Genomic DNA, 20169 nt, shown 5'->3' with positions numbered 1-20169 from the left:
ACGCTGAGCGCATGGACGCTTTCGGACCCATCACGATCGCGGCCGCTGCGGCGGCTCTGGCTCTTCTCGGTGTGCGGGGCCGCAAGCGCCTCGCCCTGTCGCGGGCCAAGCACCCCTCGCTGACGGGCCATGTCCGGATGGCGAAGAGGTTCGCCGCCCAGCTGCCGTTCTACGAGTACGGCGAGGCAGAGTTCGCGGGCGTCGACGGCGCCTCGGAGGCGGTCGCCGCCCGCCGCCGCGCCGGCTTCGCGCGGCTCTCCGCCCTCTACCGCGAGCGCTACGCGAAGACGCGCGCGCTGACGGAGGAGGCCAAGGCCGGCATCTCCGACCTGCAATTCACCGGGCGCTACCGCGTGCCGTTCCAGTTCAGCCGGATCGTCCGCGAGAACCTGTCGGCCGGCAGCTTCCTGCAGAGCGCGTCGGGCGTCGAGGTGACGGATCTCGACGGCAACCGCCTCTACGATCTCACCGGCTCCTACGGCGTCAACATCCTCGGCACCGACGCCTACAAGGCCTGCATCCAAGAGGGCGCTGGCGCGGTCGAGGCGCTCGGGCCGGTGCTCGGCGCCCTGCATCCGGTGGTCGCCGACAACGTCCGGCGGCTGCGCGCCGTCTCCGGGATGGACGAGGTCTCGTTCCACATGTCCGGCACGGAGGCCGTGATGCAGGCGGTGCGCCTCGCGCAGTACCGGACCGGCCGGCGGCGCATCGTGCGGTTCTGCGGCGCCTATCACGGCTGGTGGAGCGACGTGCAGCCCGGCATCGGCAACCCGCGGCCCGCCAACGACACCCTGACGCTCGCCGACATGTCCGAGCGGACCCTCAAGGTGCTGGCCACCCGCCGCGACATCGCCTGCGTGCTGGTCAATCCGATTCAGGCGATGCACCCCAATGGCGGCGCGCCCTCCGACGGCGCGCTGGTCGATTCCGGCCGCCGCGCCGCCTTCGACCGCGCGGCCTATGCGGATTGGCTCGGGCGCCTGCGCGCGGTCTGCACGGCGAGCGGCATCGTGCTGATTTTCGATGAGGTGTTCGTCGGCTTTCGCCTCGCGCCGGGGGGCGCCCAGGACTATTTCGGAGTGCGGGCCGACCTCGTCACCTACGGCAAGACGCTCGGCGGCGGGTTGCCCATCGGCCTGCTGTGCGGGCGCCACGCCCTGATGCGGCGCTTTCGCGAGGACCGGCCGGGCGACATCTGCTTTGCCCGCGGCACCTTCAACGCGCACCCCTACGTGATGGGGGCGATGAACGCCTTCCTGCGCCGGCTGGAGACGCCGGAGGTCCGGGCGCTCTACGCCGATCTCGACGCCCGCTGGGACGCCCGCGCGGCCGAGCTGAACCGGCGGCTGGAGGCGGAGGGGCTGCCGGTGCGCGTCGTCAACATGTCGTCGATCTGGACGGTGCTCTACACGCGGCCCGCCCGCTACAACTGGCTGCTGCAATATTATTTGCGCCTCGAAGGATTGGCCCTGTCCTGGGTCGGCACCGGGCGCCTGATCTTCAGCCTGAACTACACCGACGCGGACATCGCGGCGGTGACGGAGCGCTTCGTCGCGGGCGCGCGCGCCATGGAGGCGGACGGCTGGTGGGCCGGCCCGGCCACGACCGACAAGGCGATCCGCCGTGGGGTGCTGCGGGAGATGATTGCCGTGCGCTGGCGGGGCTTGCGCGGGCGCGGCGGCGTGGCGGCCGATGCGGGGAACAGCCCGGTGCCGGCAGAGTAAGCGGATCGCGTTCCCCTCTCCCTTTTGGGGAGGGGTCAGGGGTGGGGGTGGTTCAGGATGAATCGCTGAGCCTTGTCCGGCACCACCCCCACCTCCAACTCCTCCCCACAAGGGGGAGGAGAGACGCGTCCCGCTCCCGTCAGCGCGCGGCGCTGCGCGCGGCTTCCTCGGCGACCTCGTCGGCGAGGCCGCGGTCGATCAGTTCGCCCTGCATCAGGTAGAGCGGCGCCCGGTAGTACAGCTTGATGTCGTGGAATGGGTCGGTAACGATCTTGGCCGCCCAGACCAGCCCGGTCTCGACGTCGCGGATGACGAAGAGCTGGAGCACCCGGAAGACGAGGCCGCCGATCCCGATCGCGAACCACAGCAAGCCGACATGCCGGACGAGTTCGCCCGCGCTCTGGTGCGGCTCGATCAGTCCGAACAGCGACGGGCTGACGTAGAACAGGAGCGGCGAGAGCGCCCAGACCGCCATCAGCACGACCTTGCGCTGAAGGTTGTAGCCGACCTTGATCTCTTCCTTGTGATCGTGGGTGGCGTGGTTGACGTGGTCGTAGCCCTTGGGCTCGAAGAAGAAATGCCCGGCCTGCCGGCTCGTCATCGAGACGAGCCACGCGATCAGCGCGGCCACCGCCGGATCGTGGAAGCAGATCACGTAAGCGGTCACGAAGCTCAGCGCGCTCAGGAGATGCAGCGACTGGTTGATCCGGCTGTGGTGATAGTAGCGGTGATCGTCCCACCGCTGCACGCGCAACGATTCGAAAAAGCCGCCCATGGTCGTCTCCTCTCGATGGGAGTTGGAATGCAGAATTGAGGTGTCTTCCGCCGGTTCGGTCCGGCGGCGGGTTCCAGGGGAATGGGGTCCGTCAGGCCGCGTCGGACTTGCGCAGGCGGACCAGCGAGAAATGCCCGAGCGGCGGCAGCGGCCGGCGCTCGATCAGGCTCACGCCCGCGGTGCGGTCGATCCAGGCCTGATAGCGCTGCCAGGAGAACTCGGTGCGCCAGCCCAGCCGGTTGACGACCGGCGAGAGCAGCGACTCGATCGCGCCGCGAACACCTTTGTCGGCGCCGACGCGGGTGGTGATGACGATCTCGCCGCCGGGGCGGGCCACGCGCAGGAACTCGTCGAGGGCGGCCTCCGGGTTCGGCACCGCGGTGACGACGTATTGCGCCACCACCACGTCGAACGAGGCGTCGGCGAAGGCGAGGTGCTCGGCATCCATCACGTCGAGCTGCTCGACGTTGCGTAAGGCCAATTGGGCGACCCGCTCGCGGGCCTTCTCCAGCATCGGCGCCGACAGGTCGACGCCCACGAGCCGGCTGCGGGGCGAATATTGCGGCAGCGAGAGGCCGGTGCCGACGCCGACTTCGAGGATGCGCCCGCCGACCCGCTCGGCCGCGTCGATCGCCGCCGAGCGGCCGCGCGCAAAAACCTTGCCGAAGACGAGATCGTAGACCGGCGCCCAGCGGTCGTAGGCCTTGGCGACCCCTTCCGTACGCATGTCGTCGACGGTGGGGTGCACGCCGTTTCCTGCCATGAACGAAGCTCCTTGAGGGAAGTGATGTCAGGCCGTCGCCCCGGCGGCGGTCCCGATCGGCCTGCGGATGCGCGCCCGCGCCACGTTGCGGGCGAATTGCCGGGCGCTGGCCTCCCACGAGCGGCCGAGCGCGAAGGCGCGGCACTCGGCGCGGGAGACGTTGAGGGCACCGAGGCAGGCGGCCCGGAGATCCTCGTCGAGCACGCCGACGGCATGGCCCCCGATCACGTCCCGCGGCCCGGTGACCGGGAAGGCCGCGACCGGCACGCCGCAGGCCAGAGCTTCGAGCTGGACGACGCCGTAGGTGTCGGTGCGGCTGGGGAAGACGAAGACGTCGGCCGCCGCGATATGGGCCGCGAGGTCCGCTCCGTGGCGCTCGCCGAGGAAGTGAGCATCGGGATAGCGGGCCTTCAGCTCGTCGAGCTGCGGACCGGCGCCGATCACCACCTTCGAGCCCGGCAGATCGAGGGAGAGGAAGGCCTTGAGGTTCTTCTCGACGGCGACGCGGCCGACATTGAGGAACATCGGCCGCGGCAGGTCGAGGGGCGCGGCGCGTTCCGGCGTGAACAGCTCGGTGTCGACCCCGCGCGTCCACAGGCCCAGCCGCCGGAAGCCGCGCCCGCGCAGCTCGCGCACCAGCGAGCCGGTCGAGGCCATCGTCACCCGGCCGGCGGCGTGGAAGCGGCGCAGCACCCCGTAGCTCCAGGTCGCCGGCACGAAGAAGCGCGCCGCGATGTATTCCGGGAACTTCGTGGTGAAGCTCGTGGTGAACGGCAACCGGTGCCGGAGGCAGTAGGCCCGCACCGCGTGGCCGATCGGCCCCTCGGTCGCCACGTGGATCGCGTCCGGCCGCGCCGCCTCGATCCGGCGCGCGATTTCGTGGCTGTCGGGGATCGCCAGATGCAGGCCGGGATAGCTCGGCACCGGGAAGCTCGAAAATCCCTCCGGCGACAGGAACACGATCTCCATCCCGACCTGGGGAGCGGATCGCGCGAGCGAGGTCAGGGTTCGGACCACACCGTTGACTTGCGGAGCCCAGGCATCCGTCGCGACCAACACCCGCATTTCGCTGGCAGTCCCTTTAGCCGACCAACAACGCAGGCCTACGGTTCATCCGCAGTGCAACGGTCTGTCCGCCGCTCCCGAAGCATTCATTCAGCGGTACATTTCGATTTTTACGTTCCGATGACAGTGGGTGATCTTCAAAAATGAACCATGAAATCAAGAAATTTGATTAGATGCCTAAATATCGTGGCGGTGATCATGTCGACGATCGGAAGAGGACGGACACGCGCGCCGGGCGGTGGCGGCGTGTTCCGGCCGGAGCGGGCGGTGCTGCGCGCCCGCGTCGTTGTCGAACTTGGAGCGCTTCTTCAGGATCGGCGTGGCCGGGTCGCCGGGCTTGGACACCCGATACGCGACGAAGACCTTGTCCGGCCGGCGGTCGGACGTGCCTTGCATCGTCGGGTCGGTGCCGTTCCGGCGCGTCGGCGGCGTGATCTGGGCGCGCGTGCTGAACGGTCCGCGCGGGCCCCGCTTCCGCCGAGCTCCGGGCGAGGCCTCGGAGGGCCGTCGAGAATCCGCCTCCGTCAGTTCGCGCGGGGCCGAACTCCGGCTCGCAGCGTGATGCGCGTCAGCTCGGACCAAGGGCCCAACCGGAGGGCGAAGCCCGGCCACAGGGCCGTGCCGTTGTTGACGTAGAGCGTCATGCCGCCGACCGCGTACGCACCCGAGACGTAGCCGCCGTTGGCCCGTGCGACCAGCCGGTCGAGCCCCGCGATCATCCCGCCATGCGTATGACCGGACAGTTGCAGGGCCACGCCCTTCGCCGCCGCCCGCGCCGCATCCCGCGGCTGATGGTCGAGGAGGACGATCGGAGCACCGACCGGCGCACCGGCCAGGGCCGCATCGAGGTCGTGAGCCGGCTGGCCCGAATGCGCGGCCGAGAGGTCGGTCACGCCGGCCAGGACCAGAGCCTCGTCGCCGCGTCTCAGGACCGTGTGCCGGTTCGCGAGCACGCCGAGGCCCAGTCCGGCATAGTGGTGCATCCATGCGGCGTACTCGAAGAAGTATTCGTGGTTGCCGGGAATCAGCCAGACCCCGTCGGAAGCCCGGAGATCGCGCAGGGGTTCGACGTCGGCGCGGCGGGCGGCGAGGGATCCGTCGATCAGGTCTCCGGTGACCACGATGAGGTCCGTGCCGAGGGCGTTGGATCGTGCCACGACCTCGCGCGCCCAATCTGACGGGAACAGGCGGCTGAGATGCAGGTCGGTCAGCTGGAGAAGGGTGTAGCCGTCGAAGGCGGGCGGAAGGTTCTCGATCGTGACGGTGACGTCCTTGAGCGGGGGCACCCGCACGGCCTGCTGCACCGCGACCGCCGAGAGAAGCATGGCCAGGGCGGCCTCGGCGTAGCGCCACCCCACGGGAATCGCCCAGCCGCCTCCGGGCGCGAGCCTGCCGGCCAGCGCCACGACATCGAGCGCCACCTGCATCGCCGCCAGCAGGACGATGGCGCCGAAGGCCCAGTTGAAAAGGAGGATCAGCGCGCGCGGAAACTCGGGTGAGAACACCGAGCCGGACGAGAGGCGGCTCCACAGATGGTACTGGGACGCGACGAGCAGGAGGACCGCGATGCAGGCCTTCAGCGCGAACGGCAACGGCAGGGGCCACAGCACCCTGGCGACGACGTAGAGACAGGGCAGACCGAAGATCAGGTGGAACATGGACCGTCCGAGCGGAGCGAGTATCGGCGCGACCGCTGGAGCATCGGCCCGAAAGGTGGGAACCGGCTCTCGGAAAAAGCCGATGCGGCACAAGAACTTAGAGCAACGTGCTGGATATCGTATCCAGCACGTTGCTCTAAGAGCGGGAACGGTCTCGGCGTGACGGGTTCCGCGAGGATTCGCCGACGGGGTAGGCGGTGGGCGCCACGGCGAGGATCGGCCGCCACGTCTCGCTCCACGATGCCAAGGGTGAGGGATCGCCCCGGAAGGCCAGGTCGAGGAAGGCCAGCGCACCTTCCGCGGTCGCCTGCTTCACCTGCGGATTGAGCGTCACCCCGCCCGTCAGGGCCCGATCGGTGAAGATGCTGTGCGATCCGCCCTGGAAGACGGCCAACGCCTTCCTGGTCGTCCCGACCGCGGCGTAGACGTCGAGGCGGTCCTGGACGGGTGAGCGCCGGCCCGGCAACGCGATCACGTCCTCCGTTGCGGTCACGTGGAAGGTCGGCATGGTGACGGCGGCGAGCACGGCGTTCAGGTCGCGCTCGCCGTAGAAGGGCGGCGCCGAGACGACGATGCCGACCTTGAAGCGCGGGTCCCTGCGGTCGAGCGTCCTGCCGTCGCGGACGACGCGCGCCCCGCCGACGATCAAGGTCGTGTTCGCGCCGTAGGAATGGCCGGCGGCGACGAGGCGCGAGCGGTCGATGAAGGCCGCGAAGGCGCTGTTCGCATCGAGGATGCGGTCGAGGGCGAAGCTCACGTCGGCGGCCCGGGCGAGGGCCTCGCGCTCGTCCGCCGCCACGTTGACGCGATCGAGAACCTCGAACGGATTGCCGGCCCAGACGCTGCGATCGCTCCCGACATGCTGCACGTGGAGGCTTGCGGTGCCACGGGCCGCCCAGTGGCGCCCGAGATAGCTGTAGCCCGTCCGCGATTGACCGAGGCCGTGCGAGAAGACGATCAGGGGAACGGAACCTGCCGGCGCCGCCGCGGACGGCCAGTACAGGCGCGCCGGCACGCGGCGGTCGCGTCGGGCATCGACCCAGTCCAGATCGGCGATGCGGACGTCCTCGGGAGCCGCTGCGGCCGGACGGATGGTACGGGCCGCCACGCCGGCCGCGAAACCGCCGACGAGCATGGCTCCGAAGCGACGCCGGTTGATTCCGGGGCGCGGGAAGAATTCGTCCCTCAAGGGAGCCTGCCTCTACGAGATGTCGGCGACATCCATGCACACGGCCGAGTTAGGCCCTCGTCGTCACGGGGCGCGGTGAGGTGGCGCACACCGCGTGCGGCCCTGTTCAAGACCATCCCGCCGATGGCGCCTGCCCGCGGACAGGGTCGCAGATGCAGGCGCGCGGTTTCCCGGCTTCGCTGGCGCACGCGTAAAAGATTTCGAGCGACGGCGGGCGGCGCAGTCCGAGGACCCCCCGAAGGAACGGGATGCTGCAGGGATGGCAGATCGCGCGAAGCTTTTACGATCCCGACTTCGCCCTCGTCGTCGGTCGTCTCAAGATCCGGGATCAAGCCGTCGCGCACGGCGATCGGCGGGGACAGAATCGAGCCGGGCGCCACGACACGGAGATGGGATTCGGCCCGCTCGACGCGTCCGACGACCGATTCGAACGCTCCGACGGCGAACCCTCGGTGCCGTTCGACTGTCGTCGGGCCGGCGGCCCAGGCCGTTCACCGGCCTGCGACATGGGGACAGGTGGCCGAATGCGTCGCGATCCGTGCGCAAAACGGAAGACAGGATACGATATTCAGGCTTAGAATCGCTCCCAAGCCGGCCGCCAAAGGCTGCGCGTGAGGGAGGATGAGGATGAGTTCACGGGAGCCGACCGGCCGGCGCGCGACGCGCCGCCGATTCCTGGGCGTGGCCGCGACGGCCGCGACCGTCGTCGCGGCACCGACCGTCGTGAAGGCGCAGGGGCCGGTCAGCATGCGCTGGCAGAGCACGTGGCCCGCCAAGGACATCTTCCACGAGTTCGCGCTCGACTACGCCAAGAAGGTCAACGACATGACCGGCGGCGACCTCAAGATCGAGGTGCTGCCCGCGGGCGCGGTCGTGCCCGCCTTCGGCCTGCTCGACGCCGTCTCGAAGGGCACCCTCGACGGCGGCCACGGTGTGATGGTCTACCATTACGGCAAGCAGACCGCGCTCGCCCTGTGGGGCTCCGGCCCGGGCTTCGCCATGGACGCCAACATGCTGATGGCGTGGCACAAATACGGTGGCGGCAAGGAGCTTCTCGAGAAGCTCTACGCCTCGATCGGCGCCAACGTCGTCTCGATGCCCTACGGGCCGATGCCGACGCAGCCGCTCGGCTGGTTCAAGAAGCCGATCGCCAAGGCGGACGACCTCAACGGCCTGAAGTTCCGCACCGTCGGCATCTCGATCGACGTGCTCACCGGCCTCGGCGCCGCGGTGAACGCGCTGCCCGCGGGCGAGATCGTCTCCTCGATGGATCGCGGCCTGCTCGACGCGGCCGAGTTCAACAACGCGGCCTCCGACCTCGCGCTCGGCTTCTCGGACGTCGCCAAGGTCTGCATGCTGCAGAGCTACCACCAGAACGCGGAATCCTTCGAGATCCTGTTCAACAAGACCAAGTACGATGCGCTCCCCGAGCGCCTGCGGGCGATCATCGCCAACGCGACCGAGGCCGCCTCGCAGGACATGCAGTGGAAGGCGATCGACCGCTACTCGAAGGCCTATCAGGAGCTGCAGGGCAAGGGCGTCAAGTTCTACAAGACACCGGACGCGGTTCTCAAGAAACAGCTCGACGTCTACGACGAGGTCGTCAAGAAGAAGGCCGCGGACAACCCGCTGTTCAAAGAGATCATCGCCTCGCAGATCGCCTTCGCCGAGCGCACCGCGCGCTGGGAGCAGGACACGATCGTCAACCGGCGCATGGCCTTCGACCATTACTTCGGCCAGAACGCCGCGGCGAAGAAGATCTGATTTTTTTTCGAGTAGGCCTCACGAAACGCTTGGCGGCGCACTCCTGGCCGGAATGCGCTGCCGACGATGGGCGCTTCGTGAGGACCCGCCCGATCGATCGGGGCGCGGTGACGGCGCCACCGATCCGACTCCCATTCCACTCCCTCATCCTGAGGTGCTGAGCGTCAGCTCAGCCTCGAAGGAGGGCTCCCGCGTATCGCGCGATCCCTGGAGCCCTCCTTCGAGGCCGCTTCGCGGCACCTCAGGATGAGGGCGAGGGTGGGACGAGGGCCGTGAAGGCGGCCCTTGAGCACCGGAGAGGTGGTCCCGGAGCGATCCGGCCCGCTTCGCCGCCACGACACCCGCCGTCCGGCCGCGCGCCGGACGGCCCCTCCCCCTGCAAGGGTTCCGCATGAGCGTGCAGCGCTTCCTCCACGCGGTCGATGCCCTCTCGACCTGGGTCGGCAAGGCCGCGGCTTGGCTGATCATCGGGCTGATGGTGCTCATCTGCCTCGAAGTGGTGAAGCGCTACTGGCTCAACATGCCGACGGCGTGGATCTACGACGCCAGCAACATCTTCTACGGCACACTCTTCATGCTGGCCGGCGCCTATGCGCTGGCCAACAACGCGCATGTGCGGGGCGACTTCCTCTACGGGTCGATGCGCCCGCGGACGCAGGCCGCCTTCGACCTCGTTCTCTACTTCGTCTTCTTCATCCCCGGCATCATGGCGCTGATCTATGCCGGCTACGACTACGCGGCGCTGTCCTGGCGCATCGGGGAGCACTCCACCACCACGGCGGACGGGCCGCCGATCTACCATTTCAAGACGGTGATCCCGGTCGCGGGCGCGCTGATCATGCTCCAGGGCTTCGCCGAGATCGTGCGCTGCATCGTCTGCCTGCGCACCGGCGCGTGGCCGAGCCGCCTGCGCGACGTCAGCGAGATCGACGTCGTCGAGGAACAGCTCGCCCAGAGCGAGCACGTCGATGCGTCCGCGCGCGAGGCCGCGATCGCCCGCGCCCACGCGATCGAGGAATCCGCGCGCCAGCGCGGCATGGCAGGGGACCAGACCACATGACCGATCCGGGCCTCGGCCTGCTGATGCTCGGACTGATCGTCGTCGCGATCATGATGGGCTTCCCCACCGCCTTCACGCTGATGGGGCTGGGCATCTTCTTCGGCTTCTACGCCTTCTACAATCCGAACGAGGCGTTGATCGACAACCGCATCTTCGACCTCATGGTCCAGCGCACCTACGGCGCCATGACCAACGACGTGCTGATCTCGATCCCGCTCTTCGTCCTGATGGGCTACGTGATGGAGCGCGGCGCGCTGGTGGACAAGATGTTCTACGCGGTGCAGCTCTCGTTCCGGCGGGTGCCGGCCTCGCTGGCGGTGGCGACGCTGATCGTCTGCACCTTCTGGGGCATCGCCAGCGGCCTCGTCGGCGCGGTCGTCGTGCTCATGGGCGTCATCGCCATGAACCCGATGCTCAAGGCCGGCTACGACACCCGGTTGGCGGCCGGCGTCATCACCGCCGGGGGCACCCTCGGCATCCTGATCCCGCCTTCCGTGATGATCATCGTCTACGCGGCCGTGGCCGGCCAGTCGGTGGTCAAGCTCTACGCGGCGGCGATCTTCCCCGGCTTCTTCCTGGCGCTGCTCTACGTCGCCTACATCATCGGCTGGGCGATGCTGCAGCCGAAGATCGCCCCGCGCCTTCCCGAGGAGCAGACGAGGGTGCCGGTGGAGGACTGGATGCTGCGCCTCCAGGCGGCGGCCTCCAACAACATGCTGGTCGGGCTGTTCCGCGCGAGCTTCGCGCCGGCCAAGCTCGGCACGGCGGCCGCCGCGATTCCGCGCGGAAAGGCGCTGAAGAACTTCGGCACGGCGCTGGTGCCCTTCCTGATGACGAGCGCCGTGCTCGGCATCGTCTGGTGGTACGTCACCATCTACCAGACGGCCAAGCGCGACGACGCGCCGCCCGAGGGGCTGGAGGTGCTCGGCGGCGGGCCGGCGCCGGAGGCGGTCGCGGTCGATGCCGCCCCGGCCATGGGCTTCTACTGGAGCTTCGCCGTCGTCTCGGCGCTCAGCCTCGTCGTGCTCGCCCGCTACTACCGCCGGATGGACGCGGAGCGGTTCGAGGTCTTGAAGCTCCTCTCCTCCTCGGTGATGCCGCTCGGCATCCTCTCCTTCCTCGTGCTGGCCGTGATCCTGTTCGGCATCACCACCGCGACGGAATCGGCCGCCGTGGGGGCGGCCGGCGCCTTCGTCCTCGCCCTCCAGGCCCGGACCCTGAACTGGAAGCGGACCAAGGAGGCGGTGTTCCTCACCGCCAAGACCACCGCAATGATCTGCTGGCTGTTCGTCGGCTCGGCGCTGTTCTCGGCGGTGTTCGCGCTGCTCGGCGGTCAGGCGCTGGTCGAGCAATGGGTGCTCTCGCTCGGGCTGACGCCGCTCCAGTTCATGATCCTATCCCAGGCGATCATCTTCGTCCTCGGCTGGCCGCTGGAATGGACGGAGATCATCATCATCTTCGTGCCGATCTTCATGCCGCTCCTGAAGCATTTCGGCATCGACCCGATCCTGTGGGGCGTGCTGGTCTTCGTGAACCTGCAGGCGGCCTTCCTCTCGCCGCCGGTGGCGATGTCGGCCTTCTACCTCAAGGGCGTCTCGCCCCCGCACGTGACCTTGAACCAGATCTTCGCAGGCATGATGCCGTATATGGGCATCGTGATCCTGTGCATGGTCATCATGTATCTCTGGCCCGGCATGGTGCTGTGGCTGCCGACCTACCTCTACGGCAACTGATCGCCCTCGACGCGGGCGGATGGGGCGCCCCGTCCGCCCGGCACCCTCGCCCCGGCGCATGGCTGTCCCGGCGATACCGGGACGAGGGCCATGTTGCAGCGCAGCGACGCGGGCACCATGTGACGGATGGAGGAAACGCCTGACGCAACCGAGCCTTCGGCTCCGGAGACGCATCATGGCACCCCGTTCCCTGTCGCAGACCGACCGCCGGGCTACCCCTAAATCCGGGCACCTGTCCCCGGCTTCGGTCGTCGCGTCCCTTCTCGGCGCTCTCGCTTCCGCGCACCGTCGGCGGCTCGGATTCGAGGTCGCACGGTTCGCAAGAACGCGCGAGACCGCACGCCCCGAACTCGGCCACGCCCTGTCCTGGCGGTTCGGCGTCCCGGTGCGCTGAAGCCGGTAACGATCAGGCGACTTCGGCCGCGCCGAAGCTGCTGATGAAGTCGTTCAGGCGCTCGCCCTGAATCAGGATGTGATCCCGCAGGCCCTGCTCGGCCCGCGCGGGATCGCCGGCCAGGATCGCCTCGACGATCGCCCCGTGCTCGTCGAGCGATTGCGAGACCCGGTGCCGCGCCCGCAATTGCAGCCGCCGGAACGGCTTCAACAGCGTATGGAGTTGCCCCGCTTGCTCGGCGAGGTAGCGGTTGTGGCAGGCCTCGTAGATCGCCCGGTGGAACCGCTCGTTGGCGTAGTAGTAGGTGTCCGCGCAGCCCGCGCGGGTCGCCTCCTGGCAGTCCCGGTGCGCGGTGGCGAGTTCGACGCGCTGCGCGTCGGTGATCCGGCGGGCGGCGAGCGCCCCGCACATCCCCTCCAGAGCCGCCATGGTCTCGAAGCGCTCGATCACCTCCCGGATCGAGAGGTTGGTCACGAAGGCGCCCCGGCGCGGCAGCAGTTCCACCATCCCGGTCGAGGCGAGCTGCATCAGCGCCTCCCGGATCGGCGTGCGCGACACGCCGAAGCGCGTGGCGAGGCTCTGCTCGTCCAAGCGGTCGCCGGGCCGGAAATAGCCGGTCACGATGTCCTGCTCGAGCTGATCCCTCAGCGCTTCGGCGCGGCGCATGTCTCCCCCCGCATCACCCGGCGCATCGTGCCGGGTTCCCGTGCCGCATCGGCTTTTTCGAAAACCGGGTTCCCCCTCTCGGGCCGATGCTCCGGACACCGTAGCGGCGCGCTGAAAATCCATCAACGTCATTATTGTATACAAGGTTCTTGTTTCTGAGTACGAAAAAACCTACAAAGCACACAAGCGGAGGCCGGCACCCAAGCCGCCCCATTCGAACGGCCCCGCAACGACGGCGGCCGACCCCGGAGGAGACGGCATGACGCCACAACTGATTTCGATCTACGCGCTCGGCGCCATGTTCGTCGTGGCCACGATCTGGCCGGTGAACATGGGCGTGCTGGCCTTCGTCGGCGCCTTCCTGGTCGGCACGCTGGCGGCGGGCATGACGGCCAAGGACATCATCGCCGGCTTTCCCGGCAGCCTGTTCCTGACGCTCGTCGGCATTACCTACCTGTTCGCCATCGCGCAGAACAACGGCACGATCGACTGGCTGGTCCAGCTCGCCGTGAAGGCCGTGCGCGGCCGGATCGCCGCGATCCCGTGGATCATGTTCGGCATCACCGGGGCGCTTACCTCGGTCGGCGCCGTGAGCCCGGCGGCGGTGGCGATTATCGCCCCGATCGCGCTGGGCTTTGCCGCCCGCTACAACATCAACCCGCTGCTGATGGGCCTGCTCGTCATCCACGGCGCGCAGGGCGGCGGCTTCTCGCCGATCAGCATCTACGGCGGCATCACCAACACGGTGGTGGCGAAGGCGGGCCTGCCGCTCAACGAGCTGTTCACCTTCTTCGCGAGCCTCGGCGTCAACCTCGCGGTCTCGGTGATCCTGTTCTTCCTGATGGGCGGGCGCAAGCTGATGGGCGCGAGAGCCGCGCTCGCCGGCGGCCCCGGCGACGAGCCGGTGCCGCGGACGCGCGTGGCGACGGCCCAGCGCGGTCCCCAGGCGTTCGGCGATTCGGAATCCGAGGCCCTGTCCGAGGAGCGGAAGCTCGCCCGGATCATCGACGACACGATGGCCGAGGATGAGCCCGCGCCGACGCAAGGAGGCTCGCGCGTCTATCAGGCGCTGACGCTGGTCGGGCTCGTGGCGCTCGCCGTGCTGGTGCTGGTGTTCAACCAGGATATCGGCTTCGTCTCGATCACCATCGGCCTGATCCTGTCGCTGATGGCGCCGAACCTGCAGAAACGGGCGATCGGTCAGGTGAGCTGGCCCGAGATCATGCTGATCACCGGCGTGAGCACCTACGTGTTCGTGCTGGAGAAGATGGGCACGATCTCCTTCGTCGGCACCTCGGTCGCCGGCCTCGCCTCGCCGATGATCGCGGCCCTTCTGCTCTGCTTCATCGGTGCGGTGGTCTCGGCCTTCGCCTCCTCCACGGCGGTGCTGGGCTCGCTGATCCCGCTCGCGGTGCCCTTCCTGCAGGCCGGCACCGGCGTCAACCCGGTGGGCTTCATCGGCGCGATGGCGGTCTCCTCCACCATCGTCGACGTCAGCCCGTTCTCGACCAACGGCGCGATCGTGCTCGCCACGGCCAAGAACGTCGACCGGGACGTCTTCTTCCGCAAGCTGATGGCCTACGGCGCCCTCATCACGGTTGTCGCGCCTGTCGTGGTGTGGCTCCTGTTCATCGTCATCGCCTGACGACCGAATCGCACGGCCCGTTCCGCGCCGGGGGTTTCACCACCCCCGGCGCTGTTCACCGGCACCGTGCCGGCCGTATTTACAAAAAGATAGGACCCTGTAAGGGCGCGTCCCAAGGCGCAGCTTGCAGTGTCGTCAGGCACGATCGTCACAAATCGGGGGCTGTCTTAGATGGGTGAATTCTTCACGGCGGAGTCGTTATCGGCTCTGCTACAGGTCATCATGATCGATCTGGTCCTGGCCGGCGACAACGCGGTCGTGATCGGCTTGGCGGCGGCGGGCCTGCCGAAGGAGCAGCGCAACAAGGCGATCCTGATCGGCATCGCCGCCGCCACGGTCCTGCGCATCATCTTCGCCGGCCTCGTCACCCAGTTGCTCGCCATCGTCGGCCTGCTGCTCGCCGGCGGCCTGCTGCTGCTCTGGGTCTGCTGGAAGATGTGGCACGAGCTGCGCGCGGGCCATGCGAACCCGGACGAGGCCGCAGCGGCCCTGGACCAGGCCGCCGCCAACGCCCCGCGCAAGACCTTCGGGCAGGCGGCATGGCAGATCGTCGTGGCCGACGTGTCGATGTCGCTCGACAACGTGCTGGCCGTGGCCGGCGCCGCGCGCGAGCATCCGGCGGTCCTCGTCTTCGGCCTTGCCCTGTCGATCGCCCTGATGGGCTTGGCCGCGAGCTTCATCGCGCGCCTGCTGCAGAAGTACCACTGGATCGGCTATATCGGCCTCGCCATCATCCTCTATGTGGCCCTGGACATGGTCTATCGCGGCTTCCTCGAGGTCTGGCCTCTGGTCAGCAGCTACACCGGCATCGGTCAGGCCTGACGCCCGAGTTCGGCACGGGAGCCCCATCCGGCCGGATCGCATCGGGTTGGGCTCTCGATCCTTGTTGTGCCGCGCATCGAACCGCCCCGAATTGTCCGGCGTCCGTTCGGTTCGGGCGGCCAAGGGTTGATCTCGGCCTGAGTCAAAGAGCGCGGCACGGTTCTCGATCGGAGGCCGGCTCCCTTTCGGGTGCGGACGTGGCGGCGGCAGGAGCGGGGCGACCTCGGTCCAGAGATCGTCGGGAAGCAGAGGTCGGGCCGTAACCCGACCCATGCCTCACCGACCACATCGTGCCGTGCTGTCGGGCGCTCTGAATCCAGATGAGCCGGCAGTTCGGGATCACGTCCTCGGCGGTGTGCGATCCTGCCCCGACGGGTTGGCACGCCAATCCTCCGACATCACGTCCGACCCCCGGTTCTCGATGGCGAAGCGGATCAGTTCCGAGGTGCGGTCGATGCCGAGCTTCTCCTTGATGCGGGTGCACTGGTTGGCCACCGTCTTGTAGGCGACGCCCAGGGTCTCGGCGATGCCGCTGAGGCTCTTGCCATCGGCGAGCAGCCGCAGGACTTCCGCCTCCCGTCCGGACAGGCGTCGCCCTTCGTCCCCGGCGGCCGGAGCACGTTCGAGAGCCTGCGCGGTTTCCTGATCGACGTAGCCCTCGCCCCGCAGCCCGCGGCGGACGGCGGCGACCAACTCCTCGGCCGGTGCGCTCTTGGAGACGAAGCCGAGCGCCCCGAGCCGGAGCGCGCTGCGGGCGTAGACCACGTCGGCATACATGCTGAACACCACGACGCGCAGCGTCGGCCATTCCAGGCGGAAGCGGCGCAGCAGGTCGAGGCCGGAGGTCTCCTTCAGGTTGATGTCGAGCACGACGAGGTCCGGCCGCTCGCGCCGGGCGGCGAGCATCGCGTCGCGGGCATTGCCGGCCTCGATCACGCTGACCCGATCGATCGCGGCGAGCAGGCGCTGGACGCCCTGGCGCATCACGGTGTGGTCGTCGACGACGAGGACGTTCATGCTGTCACCTCTCGGGGGGACCTGGCAACCTCGACCGGATGGGACACGGGCAGGACAGCCTCGACTACGATTCCGCGGGGAGAGCCGCGCTCGCGCCAGACGAAGCGCCCGCCGCGGGCGGCGACGCGCTCACGCATGCCGAGGATGCCGAAACCCGGCGGCTTGGTTGGCGGCTTGGTTGGCGTCTTGGTTGGCGTCTTGGCCGGAGCGCGGCCGGCCGCGGGCGGACCGCCGCCGTCGTCGGCGACCCGCAGGCGCAGGCCGTCCGGCGCCTCGCTCAGGGCGATCTCGATCCGGGTCGGGCGTCCGTGCTGGAGGGCGTTGCCGATCGCCTCGCGGGCGATTTGATGCAGGGCCTGGGCGAGCGCCGGATCGGGCTCGCGGGTCAGGGCGGCATCGAGTTCGATCGCCACGGCCGGATGCCGCAGGCGCAGGCGCGCGGCGAAATCCTCGATCGTCTCGGCGAGGCCGAGATCGGGCGTCGTCTCGGGCCGAAGGCGACCGAGCAGGCCCTTCACCTCGCGCTTCAGATGGGCGGCGGCCTCGCCGATCGCCTCTGCCCGCGCCGCGATGGCGGGCGAGCTCTCGGACAGGTCGCGGATCGCGCGGGCATCGACCTCGACGGCGAACAGGAACGGGCTCACCTCGTCGTGCAGGTTGCGGGCGAGATCGGCCCGCTCCTCCTCCTGCACGATCGAGAGCTGCCGGGCGAGGCGGCGGGTCTGGCCGTCCATTCGCTCCAGTTCCCGCGCCATGGCGTTGCAACTGCGCGCGAGGCGGGCGAATTCCGGCGGCCCGGCCTCGGCGACGCGCACCGCGTAGTCGCCCCGGCCGATCCGCTCGAAGGCGCGGTCGAGCGGCGCGAACAGGGCGAGCGCGCGCGCCAGGATCAGGTTGACCGCGGCCAGCACCAGCACGAACAGGATCAGCAGCACGGTCAGGTCGAGGGCAGCGTCGCCGGAGACCTCGCCGACCTCGCTGCGCGCATCCGTCTCCAGCACCACGGCGCCGCGCCGGTTCGAGGACAGGGCGACCTCACGGCGATAGGTCCGCACCGGCCCGCCGAGTACCCGCAGGAGCAGCGTGGGCACCTCCCCCTCCTCGTCCGGTGTCGAGGCGAAGAGCGTCGCGCCGTCCGCGTCGATCAGCCGGGCCCGGATGTGGCGGTGGCCGTCGAAGACCCGCACGAGGCCGGGCAGATCGCGGGCGGGCTCGGGCGTGGCGTCGAGTTCCTCGACCTCCCGCTCGACGATGTTGCGCCCGTTCATCAGGGCGGCCGCCATCTCGACATCGACCTTGCGCCGGGCATGCGCGTAGGTGAGCGTGAGGCCGATGCCGAGGGTGACGAGCATCACCCCGGTGATCGCGACGACGAGGCGCCGCCGCAGGGGCATGCGGTACGACGGACTCGGTCGGGACTGCGAGGACACGGGCGTCGCCGTTAGCTGCGCCGCTGCAAGCGGCTCTCGGGCACGCAGCGCCAGTCCATCGACGCCTTGTAGTCCGGATGGGCCTTCTCCCACTCGATCAGCAGGGCCGGGGCGCCGGTCCAGCAGGCCTGCACCGTGCTCGCCCCGTCGGGCAGGCGCAGACGCTCCTCCTCGCATCGGGTCGGCGCGGCGATCAGGCAGGCGACGAAGACGAGGAACATGGGCGGATCTCCGCCGGGGCGTGGTTCGGCGCGGGCCGCCGAGACGCCGAAGGCTGCAGCATTGTGCCGAACAAGACTGCCTGAACTTCCCGGAATACGTCAATCCATCACCACAGACTGCTTGAAAGTCTAAAGGCTGCGGGACGTTTCGGCAGTCGAGCAATAGATTTTATGAAAATCTTAGAATAAAAATTCGCGAGGAATCGGGAATTCTTCCCATGTTCATCGGCACTCCCGGCGGCCCATCCTCGCTCCGCTCATGGACCTACCGGGGAGGCCGCCTCGCAGAAGGTGGCCCCCCGGGTGTTTCGGGTCCGGAGCGAGGGAAACGCACGAAGGGGTACACGATGAACGGGATACGCATCCCGCTCGCCGCCCTCGCGACCGTGGCCGTGCTCGGCACGGCCGTCGTCGGGGTATCGGGCGCTCGGGCGAACGACGAGATCACCAAGCGCGAGAAGGACCCCAACCAGTGGGGCGCGCCCGGCGGCGACCAGGGTCTGAAGCGCCACTCGGCGCTCAAGGACATCAACACCAAGAACATCGACAAGCTTCAGATGGTCTGGTCGCAGGCCAGCGGCACCATGCGCGGCCACGAGGGCCAGCCCCTCGTGATCGAGGATGTCGGCGGCAAGCCGATGATGTTCCTGATCTCCGGTTGGCCGAACATCGTTCAGGCGCTCGACCTCTCGGACCCCGACAACCCGAAACAGGTCTGGAATTACGTCAAGACCTCCGACCGCGACGAGTCGGCGGTGCCGCGCGCCTGCTGCGACACGGTCAACCGCGGCCTGTCCTATTCCGGCGGCACCGTGATCGTGCCGACGCTCGACGGCTTCGTGATCGCCCTCGACGCCCAGACCGGCAAGGAGAAGTGGGTCGTCAAGCACGCCTTCCCCGAGAAGGGCGAGACCCAGACCTCGGTGCCGATCATCGCCGAGGACAAGGTGATCGCGGCCTTCGGCGGCGACGAGTTCGCCGCGCGTGGACGTCTCGTCGCTTACAACTTCAAGGACGGCTCGGTTGCCTGGACCTGCCACTCGACGGGCTCGGATAAGGACGTCTGCCTGACGCCTGAGACCAACAAGGCCAACCCGCATTACGGCACGGCCGGCAAGGATCTCGGCATCAACTCGTATCCGAACGACGAGTGGAAGCGCGGCGGCGGAGCCCCATGGGCGTGGTACAGCTACGATCCGGAGCTGAAGATCGTCTATGCCTCGACCGGCAACCCCGGAAACTGGAGCCCGACCACCCGCTGCAAGTTCGACACCCACGAGAAGTGCAACGAGGGTGAGCAGGACAACAAGTGGTCGATGACCATCTTCGCCCGCAAGGTCGACACCGGCGAGGCCGTGTGGGCCTACCAAATGACGCCGTTCGACCAGTGGGACTACGACGGCGTCAACGAGAACATCCTCGTCGACATGGACGTGGACGGTAAGAAGCGCAAGACGCTGGTCCACTTCGACCGGAACGGCTTCGCCTACGTGATGGACCGGGTCGACGGCACGCTGCTGCGCGCCCACAAGTTCGTCACGGTGAACTGGGCCGAGAAGGTCGATCTCAAGACCGGCCGCCCGGTCAAGGTGAAGGAGCACTCGCCCTTCAAGATCGGCACCAACACCCAGGCCTGCCCCTCGGCAATGGGCGGCAAGGACCAGCAGCCGGCCTCCGTCGATCCGAAGGAGCCGAACATCTTCTACGTGCCGACCAACAACTGGTGCATGGAGGACGAGCCGCAGGAGCGGACCCACACCCAGCAGGGCACGGTCTACGTCTTCGCCAACGTCTACATGTACCCCGAGAAGCCCGGCGTGACCGGTAAGCTCAAGAAGTTCGACGTGCTCACCGGCAAGACGATCTGGGAGATCCCGGACCCGTATCCGAACTGGTCCGGCACGCTGAACACCGATGGCGGCCTCGTCTTCTACGGCTCGCTCAACGGCGACTTCCGGGCGGTGGACCGCAACGACGGCAAGGTGCTGTGGTCGAGAAAGCTCGCCTCGGGGATCATCGGCAACCCGATCACCTACAAGGTCAAGGGCAAGCAGTACGTCTCCGTGTGGTCCGGCATCGGCGGCTGGATCGGCCTGCCGGTCACCGCCGGCCTCGACATGGACGACAAGTACGGTGCGATCGGCGCCACCGCGATGGCGAAGGTCACCGGCCTCGACAAGATCCCGCAGGGCGGCACGCTCTACACCTTCCGCGTCGCCGAGTGACGCGCCCTGCTCTCCTCC

Annotated in this window: 18 protein-coding genes; 8 read left to right on the top strand and 10 right to left on the bottom strand. The window is 68.5% G+C overall.

All coding sequences use genetic code 11. From position 1 onward, the window contains the following. The first annotated feature begins 11 nt into the window (after window positions 1–11). Window positions 12–1724 (top strand): aminotransferase class III-fold pyridoxal phosphate-dependent enzyme, encoded by a 1713-nt coding sequence (locus HNR00_RS11610; protein ID WP_183569383.1) that lies wholly within the window; start codon window positions 12–14, stop codon window positions 1722–1724. A 139-nt stretch (window positions 1725–1863) separates the two neighbouring features. Here HNR00_RS11610 and HNR00_RS11605 read toward each other — a convergent pair whose 3' ends face one another. From HNR00_RS11605 to HNR00_RS11580, 6 genes are all read right to left on the bottom strand, one after another. Continuing rightward, window positions 1864–2499, bottom strand: coding sequence for a hypothetical protein (locus HNR00_RS11605; protein ID WP_183569381.1), 636 nt, complete (start codon window positions 2497–2499; stop codon window positions 1864–1866). Between the two features lie 91 nt (window positions 2500–2590). Beyond that, window positions 2591–3262, bottom strand: coding sequence for a class I SAM-dependent methyltransferase (locus HNR00_RS11600; protein ID WP_183569379.1), 672 nt, complete (start codon window positions 3260–3262; stop codon window positions 2591–2593). Window positions 3263–3289: 27 nt separating this feature from the next. Next, on the bottom strand, window positions 3290–4327 hold the full coding sequence (locus HNR00_RS11595; protein ID WP_183569377.1) for a glycosyltransferase family 4 protein: 1038 nt from the start codon (window positions 4325–4327) through the stop codon (window positions 3290–3292). Window positions 4328–4504: 177 nt separating this feature from the next. Then, complete coding sequence (locus HNR00_RS11590; RefSeq protein WP_183569375.1) at window positions 4505–4723, bottom strand: hypothetical protein; 219 nt, start codon at window positions 4721–4723, stop codon at window positions 4505–4507. A 128-nt stretch (window positions 4724–4851) separates the two neighbouring features. Next, entirely contained in the window at window positions 4852–5985 is a 1134-nt protein-coding gene (locus HNR00_RS11585) for a metallophosphoesterase (protein ID WP_183569373.1), read from the bottom strand. 136 nt (window positions 5986–6121) lie between these two features. Further along, window positions 6122–7120 carry an alpha/beta hydrolase family protein gene (locus HNR00_RS11580; RefSeq protein WP_246390553.1) on the bottom strand — a complete coding sequence of 333 codons (999 nt, stop codon included), beginning with the start codon at window positions 7118–7120 and terminating at the stop codon, window positions 6122–6124. A gap of 302 nt (window positions 7121–7422) precedes the next feature. Here HNR00_RS11580 and HNR00_RS11575 point away from each other — a divergent pair, with 302 nt between their 5' ends. The 4 genes from HNR00_RS11575 (at window position 7423) to HNR00_RS11560 (ending at window position 11731) form a co-directional block, all read left to right on the top strand. Next, window positions 7423–7752, top strand: coding sequence for a hypothetical protein (locus tag HNR00_RS11575; protein ID WP_183569370.1), 330 nt, complete (start codon window positions 7423–7425; stop codon window positions 7750–7752). A 49-nt stretch (window positions 7753–7801) separates the two neighbouring features. Beyond that, window positions 7802–8938, top strand: a complete 1137-nt coding sequence (locus tag HNR00_RS11570; RefSeq protein ID WP_376770374.1) for a TRAP transporter substrate-binding protein — start codon at window positions 7802–7804, stop codon at window positions 8936–8938. A 391-nt stretch (window positions 8939–9329) separates the two neighbouring features. Then, window positions 9330–9998 carry a TRAP transporter small permease subunit gene (locus HNR00_RS11565; protein ID WP_183569366.1) on the top strand — a complete coding sequence of 223 codons (669 nt, stop codon included), beginning with the start codon at window positions 9330–9332 and terminating at the stop codon, window positions 9996–9998. Further along, a complete protein-coding gene (locus tag HNR00_RS11560) occupies window positions 9995–11731 on the top strand; it encodes a TRAP transporter large permease (protein WP_183569364.1) in 1737 nt (578 codons plus the stop codon). Before HNR00_RS11565 ends, HNR00_RS11560 begins: the two co-directional genes overlap by 4 nt. Before the next feature lie 406 nt (window positions 11732–12137). On the opposite strand, the gene HNR00_RS11555 is transcribed toward HNR00_RS11560, so the two are convergent. Further along, window positions 12138–12791 (bottom strand): GntR family transcriptional regulator, encoded by a 654-nt coding sequence (locus HNR00_RS11555; protein WP_183569362.1) that lies wholly within the window; start codon window positions 12789–12791, stop codon window positions 12138–12140. Between the two features lie 259 nt (window positions 12792–13050). Here HNR00_RS11555 and HNR00_RS11550 point away from each other — a divergent pair, with 259 nt between their 5' ends. Further along, on the top strand, window positions 13051–14436 hold the full coding sequence (locus HNR00_RS11550) for an SLC13 family permease (RefSeq protein ID WP_183569360.1): 1386 nt from the start codon (window positions 13051–13053) through the stop codon (window positions 14434–14436). 171 nt (window positions 14437–14607) lie between these two features. Then, a complete protein-coding gene (locus tag HNR00_RS11545; RefSeq protein ID WP_183569358.1) occupies window positions 14608–15258 on the top strand; it encodes a TerC family protein in 651 nt (216 codons plus the stop codon). A gap of 339 nt (window positions 15259–15597) precedes the next feature. On the opposite strand, the gene HNR00_RS11540 is transcribed toward HNR00_RS11545, so the two are convergent. Genes HNR00_RS11540 through HNR00_RS11530 form a run of 3 tightly spaced genes read right to left on the bottom strand, consistent with a single transcriptional unit; the run spans window position 15598 to window position 17926 of the window. Beyond that, window positions 15598–16275, bottom strand: a complete 678-nt coding sequence (locus tag HNR00_RS11540) for a response regulator transcription factor (protein WP_183569356.1) — start codon at window positions 16273–16275, stop codon at window positions 15598–15600. After that, entirely contained in the window at window positions 16272–17669 is a 1398-nt protein-coding gene (locus tag HNR00_RS11535; RefSeq protein WP_183569354.1) for an ATP-binding protein, read from the bottom strand. The genes HNR00_RS11540 and HNR00_RS11535 overlap by 4 nt, the downstream gene beginning before the upstream one ends. A 47-nt stretch (window positions 17670–17716) precedes the next feature. Beyond that, complete coding sequence (locus tag HNR00_RS11530; protein WP_183569352.1) at window positions 17717–17926, bottom strand: hypothetical protein; 210 nt, start codon at window positions 17924–17926, stop codon at window positions 17717–17719. Window positions 17927–18273: 347 nt separating this feature from the next. Here HNR00_RS11530 and HNR00_RS11525 point away from each other — a divergent pair, with 347 nt between their 5' ends. Further along, entirely contained in the window at window positions 18274–20151 is a 1878-nt protein-coding gene (locus HNR00_RS11525) for a PQQ-dependent dehydrogenase, methanol/ethanol family (RefSeq protein ID WP_183569350.1), read from the top strand. The last annotated feature ends 18 nt before the right edge of the window (window positions 20152–20169 follow it).

Origin of the sequence: Methylorubrum rhodinum (genome assembly GCF_014199935.1) — a bacterium.
Classification (GTDB): Bacteria; Pseudomonadota; Alphaproteobacteria; order Rhizobiales; family Beijerinckiaceae; genus Methylobacterium; species Methylobacterium rhodinum.
Note: the sequence above shows the minus strand (reverse complement) of the source record. Positions and strands in the feature narration are given on the sequence as shown.